This is a genomic window from Paraburkholderia sediminicola, assembly GCF_046027825.1.
GTDB classification, from domain to species: Bacteria; Pseudomonadota; Gammaproteobacteria; order Burkholderiales; family Burkholderiaceae; genus Paraburkholderia; species Paraburkholderia sediminicola_D.
This window is the reverse complement of the sequence record NZ_JAQQDU010000006.1, coordinates 140,995-161,598: the sequence shown is the minus strand read 5'-3', so window position 1 is coordinate 161,598 and position 20,604 is coordinate 140,995. Positions and strand designations below refer to the sequence as shown.

16 protein-coding genes and 2 riboswitches are annotated in these 20,604 nt (G+C 64.0%); of the genes, 6 read left to right on the top strand and 10 right to left on the bottom strand.

Translation table 11 applies throughout. The features are described 5' to 3' along the window. Positions 1–34: 34 nt before the first annotated feature. Positions 35–314, bottom strand: a riboswitch (cobalamin riboswitch). Positions 315–393: 79 nt separating this feature from the next. Further along, positions 394–621, top strand: a riboswitch (cobalamin riboswitch). A 225-nt stretch (positions 622–846) separates the two neighbouring features. Genes cobA through bluB form a run of 5 tightly spaced genes read left to right on the top strand, consistent with a single transcriptional unit; the run spans position 847 to position 4,847 of the window. Further along, complete coding sequence (gene cobA, locus PQQ96_RS05355; RefSeq protein WP_408289763.1) at positions 847–1,731, top strand: uroporphyrinogen-III C-methyltransferase; 885 nt, start codon at positions 847–849, stop codon at positions 1,729–1,731. Further along, positions 1,728–2,249: a cobalamin biosynthesis protein gene (locus tag PQQ96_RS05350; protein WP_408289738.1), complete on the top strand. Its 522-nt coding sequence runs from the start codon at positions 1,728–1,730 to the stop codon at positions 2,247–2,249. The genes cobA and PQQ96_RS05350 overlap by 4 nt, the downstream gene beginning before the upstream one ends. Continuing rightward, a complete protein-coding gene (gene cobO, locus PQQ96_RS05345; RefSeq protein ID WP_408289736.1) occupies positions 2,246–2,848 on the top strand; it encodes a cob(I)yrinic acid a,c-diamide adenosyltransferase in 603 nt (200 codons plus the stop codon). The genes PQQ96_RS05350 and cobO overlap by 4 nt, the downstream gene beginning before the upstream one ends. 3 nt (positions 2,849–2,851) lie before the next feature. After that, complete coding sequence (locus tag PQQ96_RS05340; protein WP_408289734.1) at positions 2,852–4,204, top strand: cobyrinic acid a,c-diamide synthase CobB; 1,353 nt, start codon at positions 2,852–2,854, stop codon at positions 4,202–4,204. After that, positions 4,188–4,847 carry a 5,6-dimethylbenzimidazole synthase gene (gene bluB / locus PQQ96_RS05335; RefSeq protein ID WP_408289732.1) on the top strand — a complete coding sequence of 220 codons (660 nt, stop codon included), beginning with the start codon at positions 4,188–4,190 and terminating at the stop codon, positions 4,845–4,847. Before PQQ96_RS05340 ends, bluB begins: the two co-directional genes overlap by 17 nt. A gap of 22 nt (positions 4,848–4,869) precedes the next feature. On the opposite strand, the gene PQQ96_RS05330 is transcribed toward bluB, so the two are convergent. The 8 genes from PQQ96_RS05330 to PQQ96_RS05295 form a co-directional block, all read right to left on the bottom strand. After that, positions 4,870–5,454 carry a DUF4136 domain-containing protein gene (locus PQQ96_RS05330; RefSeq protein WP_408289762.1) on the bottom strand — a complete coding sequence of 195 codons (585 nt, stop codon included), beginning with the start codon at positions 5,452–5,454 and terminating at the stop codon, positions 4,870–4,872. A 47-nt stretch (positions 5,455–5,501) separates the two neighbouring features. After that, positions 5,502–8,018 (bottom strand): CHASE2 domain-containing protein, encoded by a 2,517-nt coding sequence (locus PQQ96_RS05325; RefSeq protein WP_408289730.1) that lies wholly within the window; start codon positions 8,016–8,018, stop codon positions 5,502–5,504. Between the two features lie 66 nt (positions 8,019–8,084). After that, a complete protein-coding gene (locus tag PQQ96_RS05320; RefSeq protein ID WP_408289728.1) occupies positions 8,085–9,539 on the bottom strand; it encodes a FecR family protein in 1,455 nt (484 codons plus the stop codon). Beyond that, positions 9,536–10,273 carry a response regulator transcription factor gene (locus PQQ96_RS05315; protein WP_408289726.1) on the bottom strand — a complete coding sequence of 246 codons (738 nt, stop codon included), beginning with the start codon at positions 10,271–10,273 and terminating at the stop codon, positions 9,536–9,538. The genes PQQ96_RS05320 and PQQ96_RS05315 overlap by 4 nt, the downstream gene beginning before the upstream one ends. Before the next feature lie 607 nt (positions 10,274–10,880). Beyond that, positions 10,881–14,345 (bottom strand): DEAD/DEAH box helicase, encoded by a 3,465-nt coding sequence (locus tag PQQ96_RS05310; protein ID WP_408289725.1) that lies wholly within the window; start codon positions 14,343–14,345, stop codon positions 10,881–10,883. Positions 14,346–14,587: 242 nt separating this feature from the next. Then, on the bottom strand, positions 14,588–15,421 hold the full coding sequence (locus PQQ96_RS05305) for a DeoR/GlpR family DNA-binding transcription regulator (RefSeq protein ID WP_408289723.1): 834 nt from the start codon (positions 15,419–15,421) through the stop codon (positions 14,588–14,590). A gap of 115 nt (positions 15,422–15,536) precedes the next feature. Beyond that, complete coding sequence (locus PQQ96_RS05300; RefSeq protein ID WP_408289721.1) at positions 15,537–15,938, bottom strand: type II toxin-antitoxin system MqsA family antitoxin; 402 nt, start codon at positions 15,936–15,938, stop codon at positions 15,537–15,539. Positions 15,939–15,940: 2 nt separating this feature from the next. Then, entirely contained in the window at positions 15,941–16,237 is a 297-nt protein-coding gene (locus PQQ96_RS05295) for a type II toxin-antitoxin system MqsR family toxin (protein ID WP_408289720.1), read from the bottom strand. A gap of 166 nt (positions 16,238–16,403) precedes the next feature. Between PQQ96_RS05295 and PQQ96_RS05290 the strand changes: the two genes are divergently transcribed. Continuing rightward, positions 16,404–18,908, top strand: a complete 2,505-nt coding sequence (locus tag PQQ96_RS05290) for a GcvT family protein (RefSeq protein ID WP_408289718.1) — start codon at positions 16,404–16,406, stop codon at positions 18,906–18,908. Here the strand turns inward: PQQ96_RS05290 and PQQ96_RS05285 are convergent. Both PQQ96_RS05285 and PQQ96_RS05280 read right to left on the bottom strand, forming a co-directional pair. Beyond that, complete coding sequence (locus tag PQQ96_RS05285) at positions 18,905–19,444, bottom strand: cytochrome b (protein ID WP_408289716.1); 540 nt, start codon at positions 19,442–19,444, stop codon at positions 18,905–18,907. The genes PQQ96_RS05290 and PQQ96_RS05285 overlap by 4 nt on opposite strands. Beyond that, the gene (locus PQQ96_RS05280; RefSeq protein ID WP_408289714.1) at positions 19,441–20,532 is read right to left on the bottom strand and encodes a catalase family peroxidase; all 1,092 of its coding nucleotides are present in this window, start codon (positions 20,530–20,532) and stop codon (positions 19,441–19,443) included. The genes PQQ96_RS05285 and PQQ96_RS05280 overlap by 4 nt, the downstream gene beginning before the upstream one ends. Between the last annotated feature and the right edge of the window lie 72 nt (positions 20,533–20,604).

Sequence of the window (20,604 nt, the reverse complement as noted above, 5' to 3'; positions counted from 1 at the left end):
GAGGTCATGAACGCGCCGCCGCATCCCCGCGGTGGTCGTTCTTCGTAGTCTGGCCGGTATCCGGGCTGGCGAAAGCGCCGCCTCCCCTTCCCGGGCGAGTGGTTTCTCGCCCAGTGGTTATATGCCGACGCGGCCTTGCGCGTCGACATCGAAGCCGGCTCCGCGGCGCCAGGCAATTAAGCTGGAACCGCTTTTCGCTTACCGTTGCGGGGGCAGCACAGGTTGACCCGGTCCATTGCAGGTGGGCACCCTGTTTCCCGTTTAACTGTGTGCGCACGAGCGCGCACACGAGCACCAAAGTGCGTGCGAGTTTAGGCCGAGAGCCCCGTGCCGTCAAGGAATCGCGGGCCGCGCCAGGGCCTTTTCGCAGTGCCCGCGCGGCCTGCCGTGTGCTATCGTATGCGCGCGTTTGGTGCCCGCACATGCGTTCGTATGTGCAGTTAAACGGGAAACAGGCCGCGCCCGGCGCGCTCAACCTGTGCTGTCCCCGCAACGGTAAGCGACCTGCGGTGCTTTCGCATCGCGCATGCGTTTCTGATGCCACTGTCTGACGAATCCGGACGGGAAGGCAAAACGCATGAGGCCGCCAGCCCGGATACCGGCCAGACGCGGAGGCAGCGAACATCACGCTGCCGGCCGCCGGAATCCGCGAGGGACGGATGTGAAGGCGCTAAAGCACGATGTGACGCGGCCGTTGGCGTTTTCCTGCAGGAGAACGCGGCGAGCGGCGTTTTTCGTCGTGCGTAATCCGCCGTACCGCATGATCTCACTGTCCACCGCCTCGGGCCGCTTCGCGCCCCATCTGTTTCCACCTGTCACGACATGGCGTGCGCCATGCACCCCACGATGAGCCGCGCCTGGTTGATTGGCGCCGGCCCCGGCGACGTCGAACTGATGACGCTCAAGGCGACTCGCGCGTTGGCGCAAGCCGATGTGGTGCTGGTCGACGATCTGGTGAACCCCGACGTGCTGCAGTTCGCCCGCGCCGACGCACAGGTTGTGTACGTCGGCAAACGCGGCGGGCATCCGTCGACGCCGCAGGCCGGCATCGTCGCGCAGATGCTCGAACACCTGCAAGCCGGGCGCAGCGTCGCGCGTTTGAAAGGCGGCGATCCGTTCGTGTTCGGACGTGGCGGCGAAGAACAGCAGGCGCTGCATGCAGCGGGTATCGAAGTGGACGTGATCAACGGCATCACCGCCGGAATTGCGGCGCCCGCGGCGATCGGCATTCCCGTGACGCATCGCGATCACGCGCAAGGCGTGGTGTTCGTCACCGGACACGGCGCCGGCAGCGGCGAGCCGGACTGGGCGGCACTCGTCGCCACGCGGATGACGCTGGTGATTTATATGGGCATGCGGCGGCTGAACGATATCGCCGGCGCGTTGCTCGCGGCCGGCATGAGCGCCGATACGCCGTGCGCGGCGATCGAATCGGCCACGCGTCAGGAGCAACGGCATACGCTCGCGCGACTCGGCGAGTTCGCGGATGCCGTCGCGCGCGCCGGGCTCGGCTCGCCGGCGATCGTGGTGATCGGCGGCGTGGTGTCGCTGGCTTTGGCGAGAGACGCGGCGAATTCGGATGCAGGTGCGCTGGACGCAGCAGGAGCGGTGGGCGCAGTGGGTGCGCTAGACGCGGCGGGCGCGGCAAACGTAGCGAACGCTGCCGGGACGGTAAACGCGTCGGACGCCGCAAACGCCTCAGATGCCGCGAACCCAGCAGACGTCCAATGAAGACACTGATCATCGGCATCGGTTGTCGGTTGCACAGCTCGGCTGAACAGATCGAAGCGGCTGTGCGTGTCACACTCGGCGCGCATTCATTCGATGACATCAGCGCGATTGCCTCGGTCGACATCAAAGCCTACGAAGCCGGCTTGCTCGAATTCTGCGCACGTCACGCGCTGCCGCTGAAGCTGTTCAGCCGCGAACAGATTGCGGCGATATCCGTGGAAGTTCGGTCGTCTGCCGCACGCGAGCATCTCGGCATAGACGGCGTCTGCGAGCCGTGCGCCTTGCTCGCCGCCGCGGCCAAAACTGACGCGGCTGCCGCGCCTGGTGCGGCCCATGCATCGGCATCGGCATCGGCATCAGTTGCCCCCGCTGCATCAGTCACGCCCAACACCCCCAACGCACAGCTACTCGTGCGCAAAACCATCCACGACGGCGTCACCGTGGCGATTGCATCGACCACCGCCCGCCCCGCCCGCGAACAGACAAACAACGACACTCAAGAACAGGACCATTCATGAAGACCGACCCCGAATCGCATCAACGCATGACCGAGCGCCGGCGCGAAGGTCACGAGAAAAAGCAGGCCAGCGCCACCGTCGAAAAAGGTCTGCTGATCGTCAACACCGGCACCGGTAAAGGCAAGACCACCGCCGCGTTCGGCATGGCAGTGCGCGTGCTTGGGCACGGCATGCGCCTCGGTGTCGTGCAATTCATCAAAGGCGCGCTGCATACCTCAGAGCGCGACTTCCTCGGTGCGATCGCCAATTGCGACTTCGTGACGATGGGCGACGGCTACACCTGGAACACGCAAAATCGCGACGCCGACATCGCCACTGCGCGCAAAGGCTGGGACGAAGCGCGCCGGATGATCGAGAGCGGCGACTACCAGATGGTGATCCTCGACGAACTCAACACGGTGCTGAAGTACGAATACCTGCCGCTCGACGAAGTGCTGTCGGTATTGAACGCGCGCGCGGAGATGTTGCACGTCGTGGTGACCGGCCGCCACGCGCCGGACGCACTGGTCGAAGCCGCCGACCTTGTCACCGAAATGCGTATCGTCAAGCACCCGTATCGCGAGCAAGGCGTGAAAGCGCAGCGCGGCGTGGAGTTCTGAGCGATGTCCGTGCCGCCCACGGGGACTGCCTTCGGGGCGCCCCTCAAGAGGACGTCCTCCGCAGCCTGCCCCGCCCTGTTCATTAGTGCGCCCGCGTCAGGCCAAGGCAAGACCACGATTACCGCGGGTCTGGCGCGCTACCACCGGCGGCTAGGACGACGCGTGCGCGTATTCAAGACCGGTCCCGACTTTCTCGACCCGATGATTCTGGCGCGAGCCAGCGGCGCGCCGGTACTGTCGCTCGATCTGTGGATGGTGGGCGAGTCGGCCTGCCGGAACCTGCTCGCGCAAGCAGCGACGGAAGCGGATCTGATCCTGATCGAAGGCGTGATGGGTCTGTTCGACGGCACGCCGAGCAGCGCCGATCTGGCGGCCGCGTTCGGCGTACCGGTGCTCGGCGTCATTTCAGCGAAAGCGATGGCGCAAACCTTCGGTGCGGTCGCCTTCGGCCTCGCGCACTTCAGGCCGCAGGTGCCGTTTTACGGCGTGCTCGCTAATCGCGTCGGCTCGCCAAGGCACGCGCAGATGCTCGAAGAGGCGCTACCGCCGGACCTGCGCTGGTGTGGATACATCACCGGCGACGACGAAATCGAGTTGCCCGATCGCCATCTCGGCTTGCATCAGGCCGCGGAGATCGAGGATCTGGAGACGCGCCTGGATCGCACCGCCGAGGCGCTCGCGCAAACCGCGTTGGCCGAACTACCGCCACCGGTCGATTTCGGCGCGCCCACACCAGAAGCACTACCGCGTCTTCTGGAAGGCAAACGGATTGCGATCGCACGCGATGCCGCGTTCTCGTTCATCTATCCGGCCAACATCACGCTGTTAGAAACACTCGGCGCGCACCTCGACTATTTCTCACCGCTCGCCGATGAAGCCCTGCCGGAACACGCCGACGCCCTGTACCTCCCGGGCGGCTACCCCGAACTGCATGCGGCATTGCTCGCCGGCAATACGCGCAGTGCCACAACGATTCGCGTGCATGCGGCAGCGGGCAAACCGGTCGTCGCCGAATGCGGCGGCATGCTTTACCTGCTCGACCAGCTTACCGACACGCACGGCGCCAGCACGCCGATGCTCGGCCTGCTGCCCGGTCATGCCACAATGCAAACGCGCTTCACCGCGCTTGGCATGCAACAGATCGACAGCCGGTACGGTCCAATGACTGGTCACACGTTCCATTATTCGAAGCTGACGACGCCGCTCACGCCGCTGCGTTCAGCCACCCGGCCAAATAGCGATGCCCCCGGCGAGGCCGTGTTCCGCGCCGGCTCGATCGTGGCAACCTATATGCATGCTTATTGGCCCTCCAACCCGGCCTTCACGGCCGCCCTGTTCCATGGCGAAGCCTTTTAACGATTCCGAGCGCGAAGCGGTCTACCGCGCGATTTACGAACGGCGCGACATGCGCCATTTCGTGCGCGACCCGGTCGACCCTGCTGTGCTGCAACGCCTGCTCGACGCGGCGCATCACGCGCCGAGCGTCGGCTTCATGCAGCCGTGGCGCATCGCACGCATCACCGATCCGGCGTTGCGCACGGCTTTGCACGCGACAGTCGAAAGCGAACGCCTCGCCACCGCCGACGCACTCGGCAAACGTCGCGAAGAGTTCATGAAGCTGAAAGTGGAAGGCATGCTGGAGTGCGGCGAACTGCTGGTGATGGCGCTGATGGACGGCCGCGAGCGTCACATCTTCGGACGCCGCACCTTGCCGGAGATGGACCTCGCTTCGGTGGCGTGCGCGATCCAGAACATGTGGCTGGCCGCGCGCGCGGAGGGTCTGGGAATGGGCTGGGTGTCGCTATTCGACGTCGACGTGGTCCGCACGCTGCTGCATATGCCCGAGGGCGCGCGGCCCGTGGCGATCCTGTGTCTCGGCCATGTCGATCAGTTTTACAGCGAGCCGATGCTGGAAACCGAGCGCTGGGCAAGCCGTATGCCGCTTGCTGAATGCGTATTCGAAAACCGCTGGCCGGAAGACGACCAGGCGCCGAAGTAAAGCGAACGCGGGTGTCTTACTGCTACGGCTGAAGAGGCTTGACCGACACCACATCCGGCACGCCGCCCGCTTCCTCGGTGCGCAGTTTCACACGCCAGTCGGGCGGCGCATCGAACGGAAATTTAGCCAGAGCGCTTTTCACGAGCACCGGCATGGCGTGCAAGGGATCCGCATCGCGATCGCTGCTGGCCGCGCTCACTTTGTAGACCTCCTGTCCACTCGACCGCTCGAAGAATCGCAGGGTCAACGCGTGCTGATAAGCACGTCCGCCGAACAGCGAAAACGGCGGCTCAGGCGAGCGTTCGCACGCACCTGGCGCGCAATCCTTCGCGCCCACGCCGACCACGGCCGGCCGCGTGTCATACGCAATCGACAGTAAATAGTGAGCGGACTTGCCCGACGTATCGATGAAGCCGTTCTTCGCCAGCTCATCACGCAGCATGGTTTCAAATTGCGGATGATCCGCACTGGCATCCTGCGACGGCATGCGCGCAATCATATAGGTGCGCTCACCCTGCAACGCGGCCGCAGAATTGCCCGTGTGCACGTCGGCGCTCAAACCCGCGCATCCGCTCAGACTCGCCGCGGCCAGCGCGGCACAGATCATTATCGTTTTCACCGTTTTCTCGCTTCAATAAGCTGAGTGCTCATCCATCATGAGCGCGACGTTGCGGACGCATCGGGTTGCGTTTCGTCGAGTGCAGGCAGGGAAATCGTAAAAGCCGTTCCCTTGCCAGGCGCACTGACCACCTCGACATCGCCACCATGACGCGTCACAACTGTTTTGACGAACGCCATGCCCAAACCCGCGCCACCCACTTCCGGCCGCTCCGTCTCGTGAAAGCGCCGGAAGCGCTCGAACAGCCCCGCCTGCTGCTCCTCGGGAATACCGTAGCCTTCGTCGCGAATCGTGCAGGATACGCGTTTTGCCGCGCCGGGCGCGGCCGCCTGCGTGAAGCCGCCGAGGCTCTTCAGGCTGCACGTGATCCGCGTGTCCGGCGGACTGTACTTGACCGCATTGTTCAGAATGTTGACGAGCGCACGCGTCATCAGCGAGCGGTCGGCACAGATCCAGTGGCCCTCGTCGGTAGCGGCGTCGCCGTCCGTATCGGGGGTTTCGGTATGCAGCGTAATGCGCTTGGCGTGGGCCTGCGGCCAGACCTCGTCGCTGGCGTCGATCATCAGCTCGGTCATGCTCACCGGTTCGAGCACGTAGGCTTGCGACTCGGCGCGCGCGAGTTGCACGAAATCGTCGGCGAGCGTCAGCGCACGTTGCGCGTAGCGTTCGATACGCTCCAGCAGGCCACGCGCGAGCACCGGCTCGCTGCGCGCCCGTTCGATCTCCACCAGCGCGAGAATCGACGCCTGCGGTGAGCGCATGTCGTGCGACAGCAGCCGTAACGCGTCTTCCCGTTGGCGCTCGGCCGCATGCAAAGCCGATACGTCGACGAGACCCGCGATCCAGCCCGTCGTCTCAGCTTGCTCGTTCGTGCAATTCGCATAGCGCAGCAGATAGTCGCGCTCGTGGGCGTCGCGCACTTCAACACCTTGCGCCATCAGCGCGGCGAACTCGCGGCGGCCGGGATCGAGCAGCGCAGGCCATTGGGCATGCGCGAGCAGATTGTTTTCGGCGTCTGATGCTGCACCGCTGTCGATAGTCTTGACCAGCGTCAGCCCGCCCAGCACCGCTCGCATCGGCAGGCCTTCCGGCAGCGGCGCACCAAGGCGCGCGAAATGCGCCTTGGCGGCATGGTTCGCGATCAGCACGATGCCCTCCACGTCGCTCACCAGGATCGGCTCGGGCATGCTGTCGAGGCTGTCCCACACGAAGCGTTTCATGTCCTGCACGCGCTGCGCGGCCTGCGCCATCAACGCCATATGCTGCTCCAGCACGTCGCCGCCGAATTCGCGGCGGCGCTGGGGTGTTTCCGGCAGGAGGTGGGGTTCGTCGGCCAGGCGTTGCAGCTCTTCGCGCAGATAAGCCATGGTCATTTCGAGGCGCCGCCAGTTCCAGATCGGATACACCACGATCAAACCGAAGAGCGCCGGCACCGGCGACATCCATAGTCGCGCGCCGTATAGCAAGGCCGCGCTGCCGGCCGTGGCGAGCGCACCCAACGCGACCGTCAGCAGCAATGAGCGACGCGGCGACAGCACCAGAAAACCCGCGAGCAACGCAGCAAGCGGCGCCAGCGACGCGGCGAACAGCACCCATGGCTCCGCGGGCTCGAGCTCGCGGCCGGTCAGCAGCGTATCCAGCACGTTCGCGTGGATATAGACGCCGGGCAGCGGCCCCAACTCGCCTGACACGGGCGTAGCAAAACGGTCGTACAAGCCGGATGCGGTCACGCCGATCAGCACGATACGCCCGCGCAGCTTGTCCGCAGGGACATCGCCCGCGAGGACGCTTGCGAAACTCAGCTTCGCGAAGTTCTGCGCATTCAGACCAAAGGGGATCAGGAAGCGGCCTTCGCCTCCGTCATCGCCACTGGATTGCGCTGCCGACACCTCACCGGAAGACAATCCATGCGGCCGCCCGTTCAACTGCAGCACACCACGCTCGACGGCCTGTGCAACAGGCACCATCAATTGCGGCCAGCGTGAATTCGCGTCGCCCTCGAACCGCGCGACGCTGCGCACAATGCCGTCGCTGTCGACTTCAAGGTTGATATGCCCAAGTCCCGCCGCGGCATGCACTAGCGGCGCCACCGGTTCGACCGCGAGGCGCTGGCCGGCGCTATCCGGCGGTGTCAGCAGCATCGGCAGATAGGTGGGGCTCAGGGCGATCGCGCGAGCGAGCTGGGCGTCTTCCGGATTGGCTTCGGTAAAGAGCACGTCGTAGATCACCGCGGCGGGCTTCGCCTTCGCAATCTGTTCGAGCAGCTTTGCGTGGACGCTGCGCGGCCACGGCCAGCGCCCAAGCTGCGCGATGCTGGCGTTGTCGATTTCGAGCACCACGATGTCGCGCAGCAACGGTTGCGCGCGCAGGCTCAGAAAACGGTCGTAGACCAGGTTGTCGACGCTGGCGGTCAGCCGGCCGAGCGAGCTGAGCAGAATCACCACAAGGCCCAGGCAGCCGATCCCCACCCATTCGATCAGGAAGCGGCGGCCGGCGCGCCGTCCGAGACGGGCGCGCGGGTCGAGGCTCAAGCGCGTGGTTGGGTTCGGCAAAGCGTGGCGTGGTTGCGAGCTAAGGAGCGGGCTCGTTGGCGGCCCGGCCCCGTGAATCTACCAGTGTCAGCGGGCAAGCGTAAACGAGCGGACCGCGCTGCTCTTCTCATAGAAGCGGCCGTTTTCGAACTGCTCCGCGACGATCGTCCAATAGTAGACGCCGCCCGGCAGGTCGCTGACCACGATCTGGCCGCCCGTCAGATCAGTCCGATCGACGAGCGGATGGCGCAGATCAGCGGTCGCGGCCAGCACGAAGCGAAAGCGCGTCTCGACCGTGGAGCGGCTGACGAACCAGCGGAACTCGTAGTCGCGGCTGCCGGCGCGCGGCCCCGCCGACGCGGCCAACCCAAGTTGGCGCCGCTCGAAACCGTACACCTGGGGCAAGCCTTCGAGCCCATTCGCGTCGATCGCGGCGATACGCACGAAATACGTGCCGTCGGACAGATCGCCGAAATCCGCGTGCGGCGCGCTCACGCGCAGATCGCGAATCAGGTCGAGCTGATCGGCATCGCGCGCAATCTGCACGCGATAGGCCACGGCGCGCTCGGCGGGGACGAGGTCGAACGCAACGGTTTTGCCGTCCTGCACTTTGGCCGGTTCGGCGAGCGATGGTGCGGGCAGCAATTCCACCGGACCGCCGATCGCCCCGCCTGCCCGCGTGATACTGCCAAAGCGTGCCTCGACGAGTTGCGCGGACGCCTGCAACGGCACGCCAGGTGGCGGCGCCGAAGCCTGACCATTGACTGCAGCGGGGTCGACGCCGACCGCACCGTCCAGCACTTCGACCGCCGTGGTTTGCGCGTCGCCATCGTAGGCGACCTTGAAACGCGTACCGCGCACGCCCGCGACAACCGATGGCGAACGGATCTGGAAGCGATCGTCCTTTTTGGTGGCATGCGTGACCTGGCTCTCGACTTCGCCACGCTGCAGATCGAGCACGCGATCGCCCGAGCCGGTCAGCACGGTGCGCCGCAGCTTGCCGATGTCGAGCTGACCGTCCTGGGACACCGTGACGTGCGAGCCGTCCGGCAACTCGAGCGTGACAAAGCCGTTATGGCCGGTGCGAATGCGGTCACCCTCGCCGAGCGTCGTGCCCGCCGAGAGCGGCGTGTAAGGATTCTTGCCGAAAGCGCGCTCGGCCGGACCGCTCGTCGCGATCACGCGCGCCGACTCGGGATCCTGTCTGAGCCGGTCGGCCGGCAGACGCAGCGTGATCCCGGCCGGCATGCAGCGTGGTGCGGGCACATGATTCAGACGACTCAACATGGCCCAGTCGTTGGGCTCGCGCAGATAGCGGCCGGCGATTTCATACAAGGTGTCGCCGTCGTGGGTCACGTAGGACACATAGGCTGGCGCAGTCGTTTTCGTGCGTTGCTTCGGCGCGCGGGACGAATACGCATCCGCCGATGCCGGCGCTAAGCACATCATCGCGATCAGGCCGGCTGCCGCCAGCACCGCACCGGCGCGGCGGCCGGATGAACCTGCGCGGCCTGCCGCTACCCCATCGAAAGAAACCGTCACGCATCCCCCGCTTCGGGGCGCCCTTCGGCCGCCACGGACGGCGCGCCGGATTCGATCCGCTCGAGCCGGTATCCGTAGCCGTAGATCGGTGTCAGGCGATAGCCGTGCTCAGGGCGCAAGCCGAGCTTGCTGCGCAGCATCGACACGTGCGTGTCCATCGTGCGCGACGGGATGTCCGTCGCCTGCTTCCAGATCACGTCGAGAATGTGTGCGCGCGACAGTGGCCGGCTCAGGTGCTGGAACAGCAGCAGCGCGAGCTCGAACTCCTTCTGCGTCACGGCGACGGTCGCGCCACGCGCCACCACGTGCTTCGCGCTCAGATCGAACTCGAATTCACCAAACACTTCTTTGGCCGCGGGCGGCTTCAGGTGATATGCCCGGCGCAGCAACGAACCGACGCGCGCCAGCAGGACCGCACCTGAAACCGGCTTGACGACGTAGTCGTCCGCACCGGTATTGAGGATCGAGGTGATATCGGTTTCGCGGCCGCGGCTCGTCATGAACAGGACCGGCAAGCGCTCGGAGAGGCTTTCGCGCACCCAGCGCAGCACCTCTTCGCCCGACATGTCGGGTACGTTCCAGTCGAGCACGAGAAGGTCGAAAGTCTGACGCCGCAACTGCCGCACCAGTTCGCGGCCCTCGCCATAGGCGTGACAGACGTGGCCGGCCGCCGACAGCGTTTGGCAAACAAGGTCGGCTTGCGCCGAATCGTCATCCAGAACTGCAATTCTCATAAAACCCCGCAACGCGACATCGTCCTTCGTAATGGATGGCCGGTGAGCCGGCAGATGGCCAGGATGCCGGTTCTAGCACCGACGATCCAGCTCCCTGTTTTCATCTTCGGCTGCACTCTTTTTCGACTAGTGGTCCCTTGCCTAGCGCCCTGTTCAGCTCTGCTGCCGTCTTGTCTCGAAATTAGCGCGCATTTTTTGGCTTTAGTGCGCTGATTACCGAGGGGGCAGATCATCATAATCGAAAACGGCCCTGCTTTTTCCCGGACGCGATTAAGCGGCTATCCGGGCCGGCTCGCTTATTGCGAGCCGCTCGATGGGATTTTCCCCAATGCCTCTCAGGTTGCGCCGGTTATTGATATCGACCTCAAGGGGTCGTTATTCAGTCCGGCTGGTCTCGCTCGCACGATGGTTGGCCCCGTCTGCTCTGTCCTATCGGGCTGCGCCCCCCGGCGGTCGGGAAACAGCGATTTGACAATTTGCGACTCAGTATAGGAACGGTCTCAAAATAAATCCTTTAAGGATTGTTAGATCGTTTGATTGAAATTAAAGGATTGGCGGGCTGGTGGGGAACCTGGCGCTTTGGAATGCACACATTGGCTCAGAAAGCTCACCGCCCGCTTTCAATCTCCGGCATCGGCGCAAATAGCGCGTCGAGATCGTCGTCCGAGAACTTGGCGGCGCCGGCGGCGTCTTCGGAGAGAATGCTGTCGGCGAGTCCCGCCTTCTGCTCCTGCAACTCCACGATTTTTTCTTCGATGCTGCCCGCGGCAATCAGCTTGTAGACGAATACCGGCTTATCCTGCCCCAGCCGATGGGCACGGTCGGTCGCCTGATTCTCGGCGGCGGGGTTCCACCACGGGTCGTAGTGAATCACCGTATCCGCGGCGGTCAGGTTCAGGCCCACGCCGCCTGCCTTCAGGCTGATCAGGAACAGCGGCACCTCGCCTTGCTGGAAGCGCTCGACCGGCGTGACGCGGTCCGCCGTGTCGCCGGTCAGGAGCACGTAGGGAATCGCCGCTTCCTCGAGCGCCTCGGCGATCAGCGCCAACATGCCGGTGAACTGCGAGAACAACAGCACGCGCCGTCCTTCCTCGATCAGTTCAGGCAGCATCGACAACAGCAAATCGAGCTTGGCCGAGCGCGTGACGCGCGCGCCCTTCTCTGCCTTTTCCGCTTTGTCGCACTTCTCGCCTGGTTCGCCCTGGCTCTCGTCAACCTTGATTTTCCGTACGAGACGCGGATCGCAGCAGACCTGGCGCAGCTTCAACAGGGCATCGAGCACGATGATGTGGCTGCGCGCGAGACCCTGTGCGCTGACTGCCGCACGCACCCGCTCCTGCATCGCCGTACGCACCGTTTCATATAGATCGCGCTGTGCGCCTTCCAGATCGACTGAACATACGATGGTGGTCTTGGCCGGCAATTCCTTCGCCACCTCGTCTTTACGACGGCGCAACATGAATGGCCGGATGCGGCGCGCCAGCAGCGCGCGGCGCACACCGTCACCGTTTTTCTCGATGGGATTGCGCCAGCGTTTGGTGAAATCTTTCTGGCTGCCGAGAAAACCTGGCAACAGAAAATCGAATTGCGACCACAGCTCGCCGAGATGATTCTCCAGCGGCGTCCCTGTCAAACACAGTCGATGCCGCGCGCGCAATCCACGGATCGCCTGAGCGGCTTTGGTGGTGGCGTTCTTGACGTACTGCGCCTCGTCGAGAATCAGCAAGTGATAGTCGTACTCGGCGAGCACCTTCTGATCGCGCCACAGCAGCGCGTAAGTGGTCAGAATCAGATCGTGCTCGCCGATCTGCTCGAAACGCTCCTTGCGCTGCGGGCCGTTCAATACCAGCACCTTCAAGTCGGGTGCGAAGCGGCGCGCTTCCTCGCGCCAGTTGTGCACGAGCGTGGTCGGCACGACAATCAGCGCGGGACGGTTGAGCCGTCCGGCTTCTTTCTCCGCGAGGATGTGCGCGAGCGTCTGCACGGTTTTGCCGAGACCCATGTCGTCGGCGAGGACGCCGGCGAGATCGTGTTCACGTAGAAACTGCATCCAGTTCAGACCTTGCTGTTGATACGCGCGCAATTCCGCCTTCAGGCCACGCGGCACCGGCACCTCGTGCAAGCCCGGTCCAGCTTGCAGACGCTGCGCCAGTTGGCGAATCGAATCGTCGCCCTGAAATTGCCAGCGGCCCGTGCTGTTCAACGCTTCGAGCCGACCCGCATCGACGGACGGCACGCGCAGCGGCGCGCCATCGGCTAACGCACCGCCCAGTGCGTCGAACAGGTCGACCAGCACGCGCACCACCGGCTTTAACCGGTCGGCGCGCAGACGCAGACGCTTGTTTTCCTCGGTCTTCAACTCGATCGGCTCGTCGTCGGCGATGGCTTCGAGGGCGCCGCCAAGCCAGCGCCGATCGCGCCGGAACAGATCGGCGAGCAGCGGCTCGAGCCGCACATTGCGCTCGCCGATGCGAATGCCCATCTCCAGATCGAACCAGCCGTCACCCGCCTGCAGCGCGGTGCCGTCGATCGCGTCGATCTCGATGACGTTGTAGCGGAACTCCGGCGCCATCGTCACACGCCAGCCTTTGCTCACGAGGTCAGGGACAGCGTCGTTGACGAAGGCGGTCCAGGATTCGGCATCGGGCAGACCGAGCATCGTGTCAGGAAGAAGCCGCGATGCGTACACGCGGCTGGTCGGGACTTTCTGCAGCCCGGTCTTGCGCAATTCGAGCAAGCGCTTCTTCTCGGCTTCATAGCGCCGACGAATATGGATCACGTCGCCGCCCGGCACGGGCACGAGTGTGACGCTGCTGTCCACATTGATGCTGACGCCGTCGTAATCGAAGCTGACGCCGGCCAGTTCAACCGCGTCGGACTTGCGCTGCCCTGCCTTGACCGCGGACGGTAGCGCATGGCTGTTGAGCGTGAGCACCGGCACGGGATCGACATCGATCACGCGGATCGACGAGGCGTCGTGAGTAGGCGGCAGCGGCAGATCGGGCGCAATCTCGCGCAGCACCGAGGCGACGAGCGGCGCTTCGGCGAGCGAGATCGGCGGCATGGCGAGGTAATCCGGCAACTGCTGGAACGGCAACGACGACTCGACGATGCCCGCTTCATTGCCGACGCCGTCCACGTACCAGATCGGCTCGGTGGGCAACACCATCGTGGCGCGCGGCTCGGTGCACAGCACGGGCCGCAGGCGCTCGTCCGCGAGCGGCTCCCATTCGATCCGCCCGGGCCGGTCGGCACCGCGCGACAGCGGAGTCGGCCCCTCGTGGCCTGGCGCCGGTTTGAGCTCAAAGAACAGGCGCCCCGTGGCGATCAGCTTTTGCAGCATCTCCGCGCCGCTCGTGCCGCGCAGAATGAACTGACCGAAGTCCTCGCGCGAGCGGCCCAGCCACAAGCCGCGCAGGATCGACAGGTCTTCGTCGGAGACGAATTTGGGTTGCTTGAGCAAGGCCGCTTCTACATTGCCCCAGGGCTCGTCGACCTCGACAATCGTGCCGTCCGGATTGCAGCGCGCCCGGTACAACACGACCTCGTGGCGCATATGGAATTTAGACCAGTTGAGAAGATAGGCCAGCGTCTGGGTACGCGCGGCGCCCGCTTTCTGGGCAACCGCATCGGCGGCCTCGGAGCGCGCGCGAAAACGCTCCAGCCAGCTGACCAGTTCGGGGCGCACGCCGGACGACGGCTGCACTGCCGTTCCTCCGGACAGCGCCTGCGGGTAACCGGCTGACGGGTGCTCGTCGGCGTCGATGTCGACGTTGGTGATGTGGTCCATCTCGTCGTGATACTCGAGTTCGGCGAGCAGTAGCGCGGCGACATGCTTGCAGTTTCGGCCGACCGGGCAAGTGCAGTCGCTCTGCGCCCAAGGCGCGCCGCCAGCCGCCCGAAATCGTACCCGCGTGTGGTATGGCAGCACGCGGGTACCTTGCACGTAGCCGCTGAGCGTGGCGCCGTCCCATCTCATGTTCGTGACGGCACCGACCGAGCGCGCCTTGGCGACGGTGTGGTCACCCAGCCATTCCGTAATCCGTTCCCGATCGAAGAAAACTGACGACATCAGGGTCCATTCCTTTTCAAGCCGGCGAAGGCGACTTTGCGTGGACGCGGAAGCGACGCAGTAGGCGATGAATCACAACTGCCCGCGCAGTTTCGGTCCCGCATAGATTGCCCGTGGTAACCCGCCATTTTACGCGTTGGACGTAATTGGCTGTGGAGGCGGCGTTGACGGCGGTTTTGAAGGCGGCTTTGAAGGTTGAAGGCGGCTTTGAAGGTCGCTTAAGGAACGGATGGCGGGCCGGGCTAGCGCGCAGCGTCAGTGGGTAGGCCGATGCGACTACCGTTTCCAGCGTCCGGCTCGGCATCGGCTTGCCCAGGTGCGCCGACGCTGACTTCCAGCCCCGTTGCAGCAAACACCTGGGCCAGCGCTGGAGGTGGCGCCTGGTCGGTGACCAGCAAATCAACCGAATCCGGACCGAAAGCGTGTACCAGCGCGCTATGACCGAATTTCGCATGATCCGCCGCGACCACCCGCCGCTCGGCCTGCGCAAAGGCGGCGACGGAAAACGCCACGTCGGCGGGCAGCGCATCCATGAAACGGCCTTGCATGTCGATTGCCGTGACCGAGACGATTGCATAACGCACGTGGAACTGCCGCAGGAAGGTCAGCACGCTGCCGCCGAAAGCGGCGGAGTCGTCGGCGCGCAGTTCGCCCCCGGCGATGAACACCCGATTGCCGTTGCGCGGCGCCAGCACGCGGGCGACTTCGATGGAATTGGTCACGACCGTGAGCCGCGAGCGAGCGGTGAGCGCCTGAGCGATATGCAGGCAGGTCGTACCGCCCTCGAGGATCAGCGAGTCCCCATCCCGCACAAGTTCGCCGATGCGCGCGCCAATCGCCTGCTTGCCCTCGCGGCTTGCCACCATGCGCCGCTGGAACGGCGGCTCGTCGAGACGCTCGGGCAGCATGATGCCGCCATGGACCTTGATGAGCAGGCCATCGGCGATCAGCGGCTTGATATTGCGGCGGATGGTCTCGTCGGAAACCTCGAAGCGGCCAGCCAGATCAGTGATCGTGCAGGTGCGCTGCTCGCGGACGAGTCGCAGAATTTCGGCTTGGCGTTGGGTGGAGAACATGGGGCGGAGACCGGGATGACGGCACCCAGTTTAGCAAACACCTCATAGTTCGCCAAGAAATCTCAACGCATTCCCATACAAAACCACATTTGCGACACGAAACCGACACAAAAACTCAGCCCGCTCTCACTTCCGCCAGCAACTCCGGATGCCGATCCAGCACCTTCAACAGTTTGATGAGAGCGAGCGGCGGCCTGGTCTTGCCATTCTCGTACCGCGAAAAAGCGTTCACCCCGCCGCCGAATATTTCCGCTGCCTCGCGCTGGTCCAGATCGAGCTTCTTGCGTACGGCGGCAATGAATGCGGGATCTACCTGCGATGCATTTACCTCTTTGTTGAAGGCCAGCATCATTTGACTCGTGCGGGTTGCCTCGTCCATGTCGAGCACCGCCTCTTCGCATGCCGGGCAATAGTCGCCAGTGACGGCTTCGAAGATGGCCGTCTCCCCCTTATAGACATAGCGCATATTGCGCGTATCGCGCACCAGCTCGGCCGCTCCGCAATTCGGGCATTTCATGCTCACCACTCCTTGAATGACACGACGAGGACGTCATCGACCACCGTCAATTTCAAATAGACCATGCCTGCTTCCGTGACGGCACGGTAGACGTCCTGCCAGATCCGATGGTCGGCGTACGTGGTCATGCTCTTTCGAAAGTCACCCCGATCAAGCGACATCACTGTCTCGACGATTGCTGCAGGCCCGAAACCAAGTGCTGCAGCCCCTATCACAGCCGACTTCGTGATTCTGATCTTCCCGGCGCGCGCCAAACCTTGGGCATCCGCCAATCTGCAATGAGGCGTACTTTTTTCCAATCATGCCTCCGATCAATATTAACCTACTTGGTTATAAAAGAGTAGTGACGCCCTCTGTTGCCAGTGCGTCCACCGCGTCTTTTGATTCCAGATCAGGCAATTCGATCGTTGCTTTTTGCCAAATTTTGTTGCAATCTACGCGCGTTAATTCAACCAATTCCCACACATGTCCACACCCATCCCTGCCCACGCCCGCGTCGTCATCATCGGCGGCGGCATCATCGGCTGCTCGGTCGCCTATCACCTCACCAAACTGGGTTGGACCGATGTGGTTCTGCTCGAACAGGGTCAACTGTCGTGCGGCACGACCTGGCACGCGGCCGGGCTCGTCGGCCAATTGCGCGCGCAGGAAAGCATGACCAAACTGATCCGCTATTCGACCGCGCTCTACGCCGAACTCGAAACCGACACCGGCCTCGCGACCGGCTGGAAGCAATGCGGCTCGCTCTCGGTAGCCCGCACGGCCGAGCGGATGACGCAACTCAAGCGCACCGCCGCCGTCGCGCGCGCCTACGGCGTGGCGTGCGATGTGATCAGCCCGCAGGAAGCCGGCGATCTCTGGCCGGTGATGCGCACCGACGACCTGCTCGGCGCCGTCTGGCTGCCCGGCGACGGCAAAGCGAATCCCACCGACCTGACCCAGGCCCTCGCCCGCGGCGCCCGCACGCGCGGCGCACGCATCGTCGAGAACACCCGCGTCACGGCGATTCACACGCGCACCGCGCTCGAAGACAAGTCAAACGGCACGACAGGCGCACGCGAAGTCAGCGGTCTCGCCTGGCGCAACAAGGACGGCGAAGAAGGCACGATCGGCGCGGACATCGTCGTGAATTGCGCGGGCCAGTGGGCCAAAGCGGTCGGCCGTCTGTGCGGCGTGACCGTGCCGCTGCATTCGGCCGAGCACTACTACATCGTCACCGAACGCATTGCCGGTGTTCATCCGGACCTGCCGGTGATGCGCGATCCGGACGGCTTCATCTATTTCAAGGAGGAAGTGGGCGGCCTCGTGATGGGCGGCTTCGAGCCGAACGCGAAGCCGTGGGGCATGAACGGCATCCCGGACAATTTCGAATTCCAGTTGCTGCCCGACGACTGGGATCAGTTCGAAATCCTGATGGAAAATGCGCTGCAGCGCGTGCCGGCGCTCGAAACGGCGCAGGTCAAGCAGTTCTACAATGGTCCGGAATCTTTCACGCCGGACAACAACTTCATGCTCGGCGAAGCGCCGGAATTGCGGCGCTTTTTCGTGGGTGCGGGCTTCAATTCGATGGGGATCGCGTCGGCTGGCGGCGCGGGCATGGCGCTCGCCGAATGGATCGTCGCGGGCGAACCCACGATGGATCTGTGGCCGGTCGACATCCGCCGCTTTGCGCGCTTTAACGGCAACGATACGTGGCTGCACGATCGCGTAAAGGAAACGCTCGGCCTGCACTATGCAATGCCGTGGCCGAATCGCGAACTCGACAGCGCGCGGCCGTTTCGCCGCTCGCCGCTGTATTCGCTGCTGCGTGACGACGGCGCTTGCTTCGGCAGCAAAATGGGCTGGGAGCGCGCCAACTTTTTCGCGCCCACACCGGCCGAAGCACAGATCGACTACGCGTTCGGCCAGCAGAACTGGCTGCCGTGGAGTGGCGCCGAACATCGCGCGTGTCGCGAAGGCGTTGCGCTATTCGACATGACGTCGTTCTCCAAATTTCTCGTCAAAGGACGCGATGCAGAGAGTGTGCTGCAAGGCATCGTTACCAATGACGTAGCCCTCCCGCCCGGTACGACGGTCTATACCGGCATGCTCAACGAGCGCGGCACCTACGAATCGGATTTCACGCTCACGCGCCTCGCCGACGATCAATACCTGCTGGTCACCGGCACCGCGCAAACCACGCGCGATTTCGACACCATCGAAAAAGCGATCCCGCACGACAAACACTGCACGCTGGTCGATGTCACCGGTCAATACGCCGTGCTCGCGGTGATGGGCCCACGTTCGCGTGAGTTGCTGCAAAGCGTTTCGAAGGCGGACTGGAGCAATGAGGCGTTCGCGTTCGGCCAAAGCCGTGAGGTCGATCTCGGCTACGCGACGCTGCGCGCTACCCGCCTGACCTACGTCGGCGAACTCGGTTGGGAACTGTATGTGCCGGTCGAGTTCGCAGTCGGCGTGTACGAAACGTTGCAACAGGCGGGCAAGGCATTCGGTCTCGTCAACGCGGGTTACTACGCAATCGACTCTTTGCGCATCGAGAAAGGCTTTCGCGCATGGGGCCGCGAACTGACGCCGGATACGAATCCGTTCGAAGCGGGTCTGTCGTTCGCCTGCAAGCTCGATAAGGACATCCCGTTCCGCGGCCGCGATGCATTGCTGAAATTGCGTGCCGAACCGCTGCGCCGCCGTATGGTGGTACTCACCGCCGACGGCGCCGCCGATCGCATGCTGTGGGGCGGCGAAGCCATTCTGCGTGACGGCAAGCCGGTCGGCTTCGTCACTTCGGCCGCGTTCGGCCACACGCTCGGCTGTCCGGTGGCAATGGGCTATATCAACAATCCGGACGGCGTCGCCGATGCGGCGTATCTGAACGGCGGTCAATACATGATCGACGTCGCCGGCGATCTGCTGCCGGCGACCGTCCATCTGAGGGCGCCCTATGATCCGCGCTCGGAACGGGTGAAGCGCTAACGCGCGCCACGCGCCATACTGGAAAACACGCCATCGCGGCGCATCAAACCATGAAACAGCGCCGCCGCGAGATGCAACAGCACCGTGGCGAACAATGCGAATGCGAGCCATGTGTGCAGTGCGCGCAGTAGCGCGAACAGTTCGACGTTGTGCGGCGCGATCGGCGGCAAATGCAGCGGTCCATATAGCGTAATCGGATATCCCGCTGCGGATAGCATCGCCCAGCCGATCAACGGCATCGCCGCCATCAGCGCATACAGGACGAGATGCGACAGCCTGGCGGCGATGCGCTGCGGCGCTGGCATGCCTACCGGCAACGGCGGACTGCCGCGCCTGATACGCACGCTCGCGCGCAGTATCACCAACACCAGCAGCGCAATGCCGAGCGGCTTGTGAATCGCGATCAACGTGCTATGCGCATGCGACACCGTCGCTACCATCCCCACTCCGACGAACAACATCGCGACGATCAGCGGCGCCATCGTCCAATGCAGGGCTCGCGCGAGCGGACTGAAATGTGCGTGCGTCTGCTTCATGACTGGCCTCCGTTTGCCTGCGTTTGGTGGATCGCAGGATGTAACGCTTCTTCGCGCGTGCGGCGTTTGTACGACAGCGCGTAAGCAGCCGAGCGTGCGGCAAGCAATGGATCGTTCGAAGGCTGGATGCCAGCCGGCAAGATGGTCGGATCGAAATTGACGTCGCGGCACGCGCCGTCTTCCTGCGACATCGAGTGATCGATCACTAGTGTGCCGGCATCGATATGCTGACGATCGTCAGGCCATTGCAACGTCGCGTCGTCGATCGGATCGCCGGGCTGCGCGACCGTCAGGATCAGATGCCAGCGCAACGGTCCGCTTTGCAGGCGCTGGTCGAGGTCGGCCTCGAGGAAATTCTTCCCGGCCTTTTGCGCGTCTGTGATCGGCGCATACGGCGTTTCAGGCACCATCGCCCAACGCACGGCGCGGGTATTGCCCGCACTGTCGGTAAACCGGAATGCGTTGATGCTGTAGTACGCGGCGTTCGCCAGACTCGATGACGGCGGATGCGCTTTCACCCATGCCTGAAACGGTTTGGTTTCCGGATTCGCTGCGTAAAACGCTTTCAGCTTCGCCGGGTCCGGTTTGCCGGTCGCGGCATCGGGTTTCGCCGCAACCAGTTGCTGATAGAACTGCTCGGGCGTATGAACAGCGAATACGGGTGTCGAATTCATTCCCGTACGCCACTGCTCGCCATTCTGCAGTTGGAACAGCAGTGCCATGCTGCGCACTGGCGAGCTCGTGTCGGGCGCGGACGGATTGCCGCCGGGAACCGCGAAGCGACCTGTGACTGGCGTGCGGCCGGGCGCAAACACGGCGGCGCGCGAGAGTACCGCGCCGTCGCCATTGCTGTCGAAATACCCCTCTACGCACAGGCCCTTTGCATGGTTGCGGCGGTAGCCGGGATGCGGCTGGCCGGCCACCGCTTCGAACGTATTGATGATACGCGGCGCGGTAAGACGCGCGGGTGTCAGCCAGCCTGCCGTATAGGCAAAGCCGCCGGCAAGGACGGCAACGACGGCCCCGATCGCGGCGAGCCGGCATGGCACACACATAGGCTCAGGGTTGGGAACGGATGGTTTTTTCACGACGACTCCTCGACTCTCGGATAGATGCACTCATCGGCTAACACCCGGTTCAGCGATCTATTCCATTCGATG

Excerpts from the sequence above, each read along its gene's own strand:
- PQQ96_RS05310 (WP_408289725.1), bottom strand. The coding sequence starts at position 14,345 with ATGTCGTCAGTTTTCTTCGATCGGGAACGGATTACGGAATGGCTGGGT.
- PQQ96_RS05305 (WP_408289723.1), bottom strand. The coding sequence starts at position 15,421 with ATGTTCTCCACCCAACGCCAAGCCGAAATTCTGCGACTCGTCCGCGAG.
- PQQ96_RS05330 (WP_408289762.1), bottom strand. The coding sequence starts at position 5,454 with ATGATCTGTGCCGCGCTGGCCGCGGCGAGTCTGAGCGGATGCGCGGGT.
- PQQ96_RS05315 (WP_408289726.1), bottom strand. The coding sequence starts at position 10,273 with ATGAGAATTGCAGTTCTGGATGACGATTCGGCGCAAGCCGACCTTGTT.
- PQQ96_RS05300 (WP_408289721.1), bottom strand. The coding sequence starts at position 15,938 with ATGAAATGCCCGAATTGCGGAGCGGCCGAGCTGGTGCGCGATACGCGC.
- bluB (WP_408289732.1), top strand. The coding sequence starts at position 4,188 with ATGGCGAAGCCTTTTAACGATTCCGAGCGCGAAGCGGTCTACCGCGCG.
- cobA (WP_408289763.1), top strand. The coding sequence starts at position 847 with ATGAGCCGCGCCTGGTTGATTGGCGCCGGCCCCGGCGACGTCGAACTG.
- cobO (WP_408289736.1), top strand. The coding sequence starts at position 2,246 with ATGAAGACCGACCCCGAATCGCATCAACGCATGACCGAGCGCCGGCGC.
- PQQ96_RS05285 (WP_408289716.1), bottom strand. The coding sequence starts at position 19,444 with ATGAAGCAGACGCACGCACATTTCAGTCCGCTCGCGCGAGCCCTGCAT.
- PQQ96_RS05340 (WP_408289734.1), top strand. The coding sequence starts at position 2,852 with ATGTCCGTGCCGCCCACGGGGACTGCCTTCGGGGCGCCCCTCAAGAGG.
- PQQ96_RS05290 (WP_408289718.1), top strand. The coding sequence starts at position 16,404 with ATGTCCACACCCATCCCTGCCCACGCCCGCGTCGTCATCATCGGCGGC.
- PQQ96_RS05350 (WP_408289738.1), top strand. The coding sequence starts at position 1,728 with ATGAAGACACTGATCATCGGCATCGGTTGTCGGTTGCACAGCTCGGCT.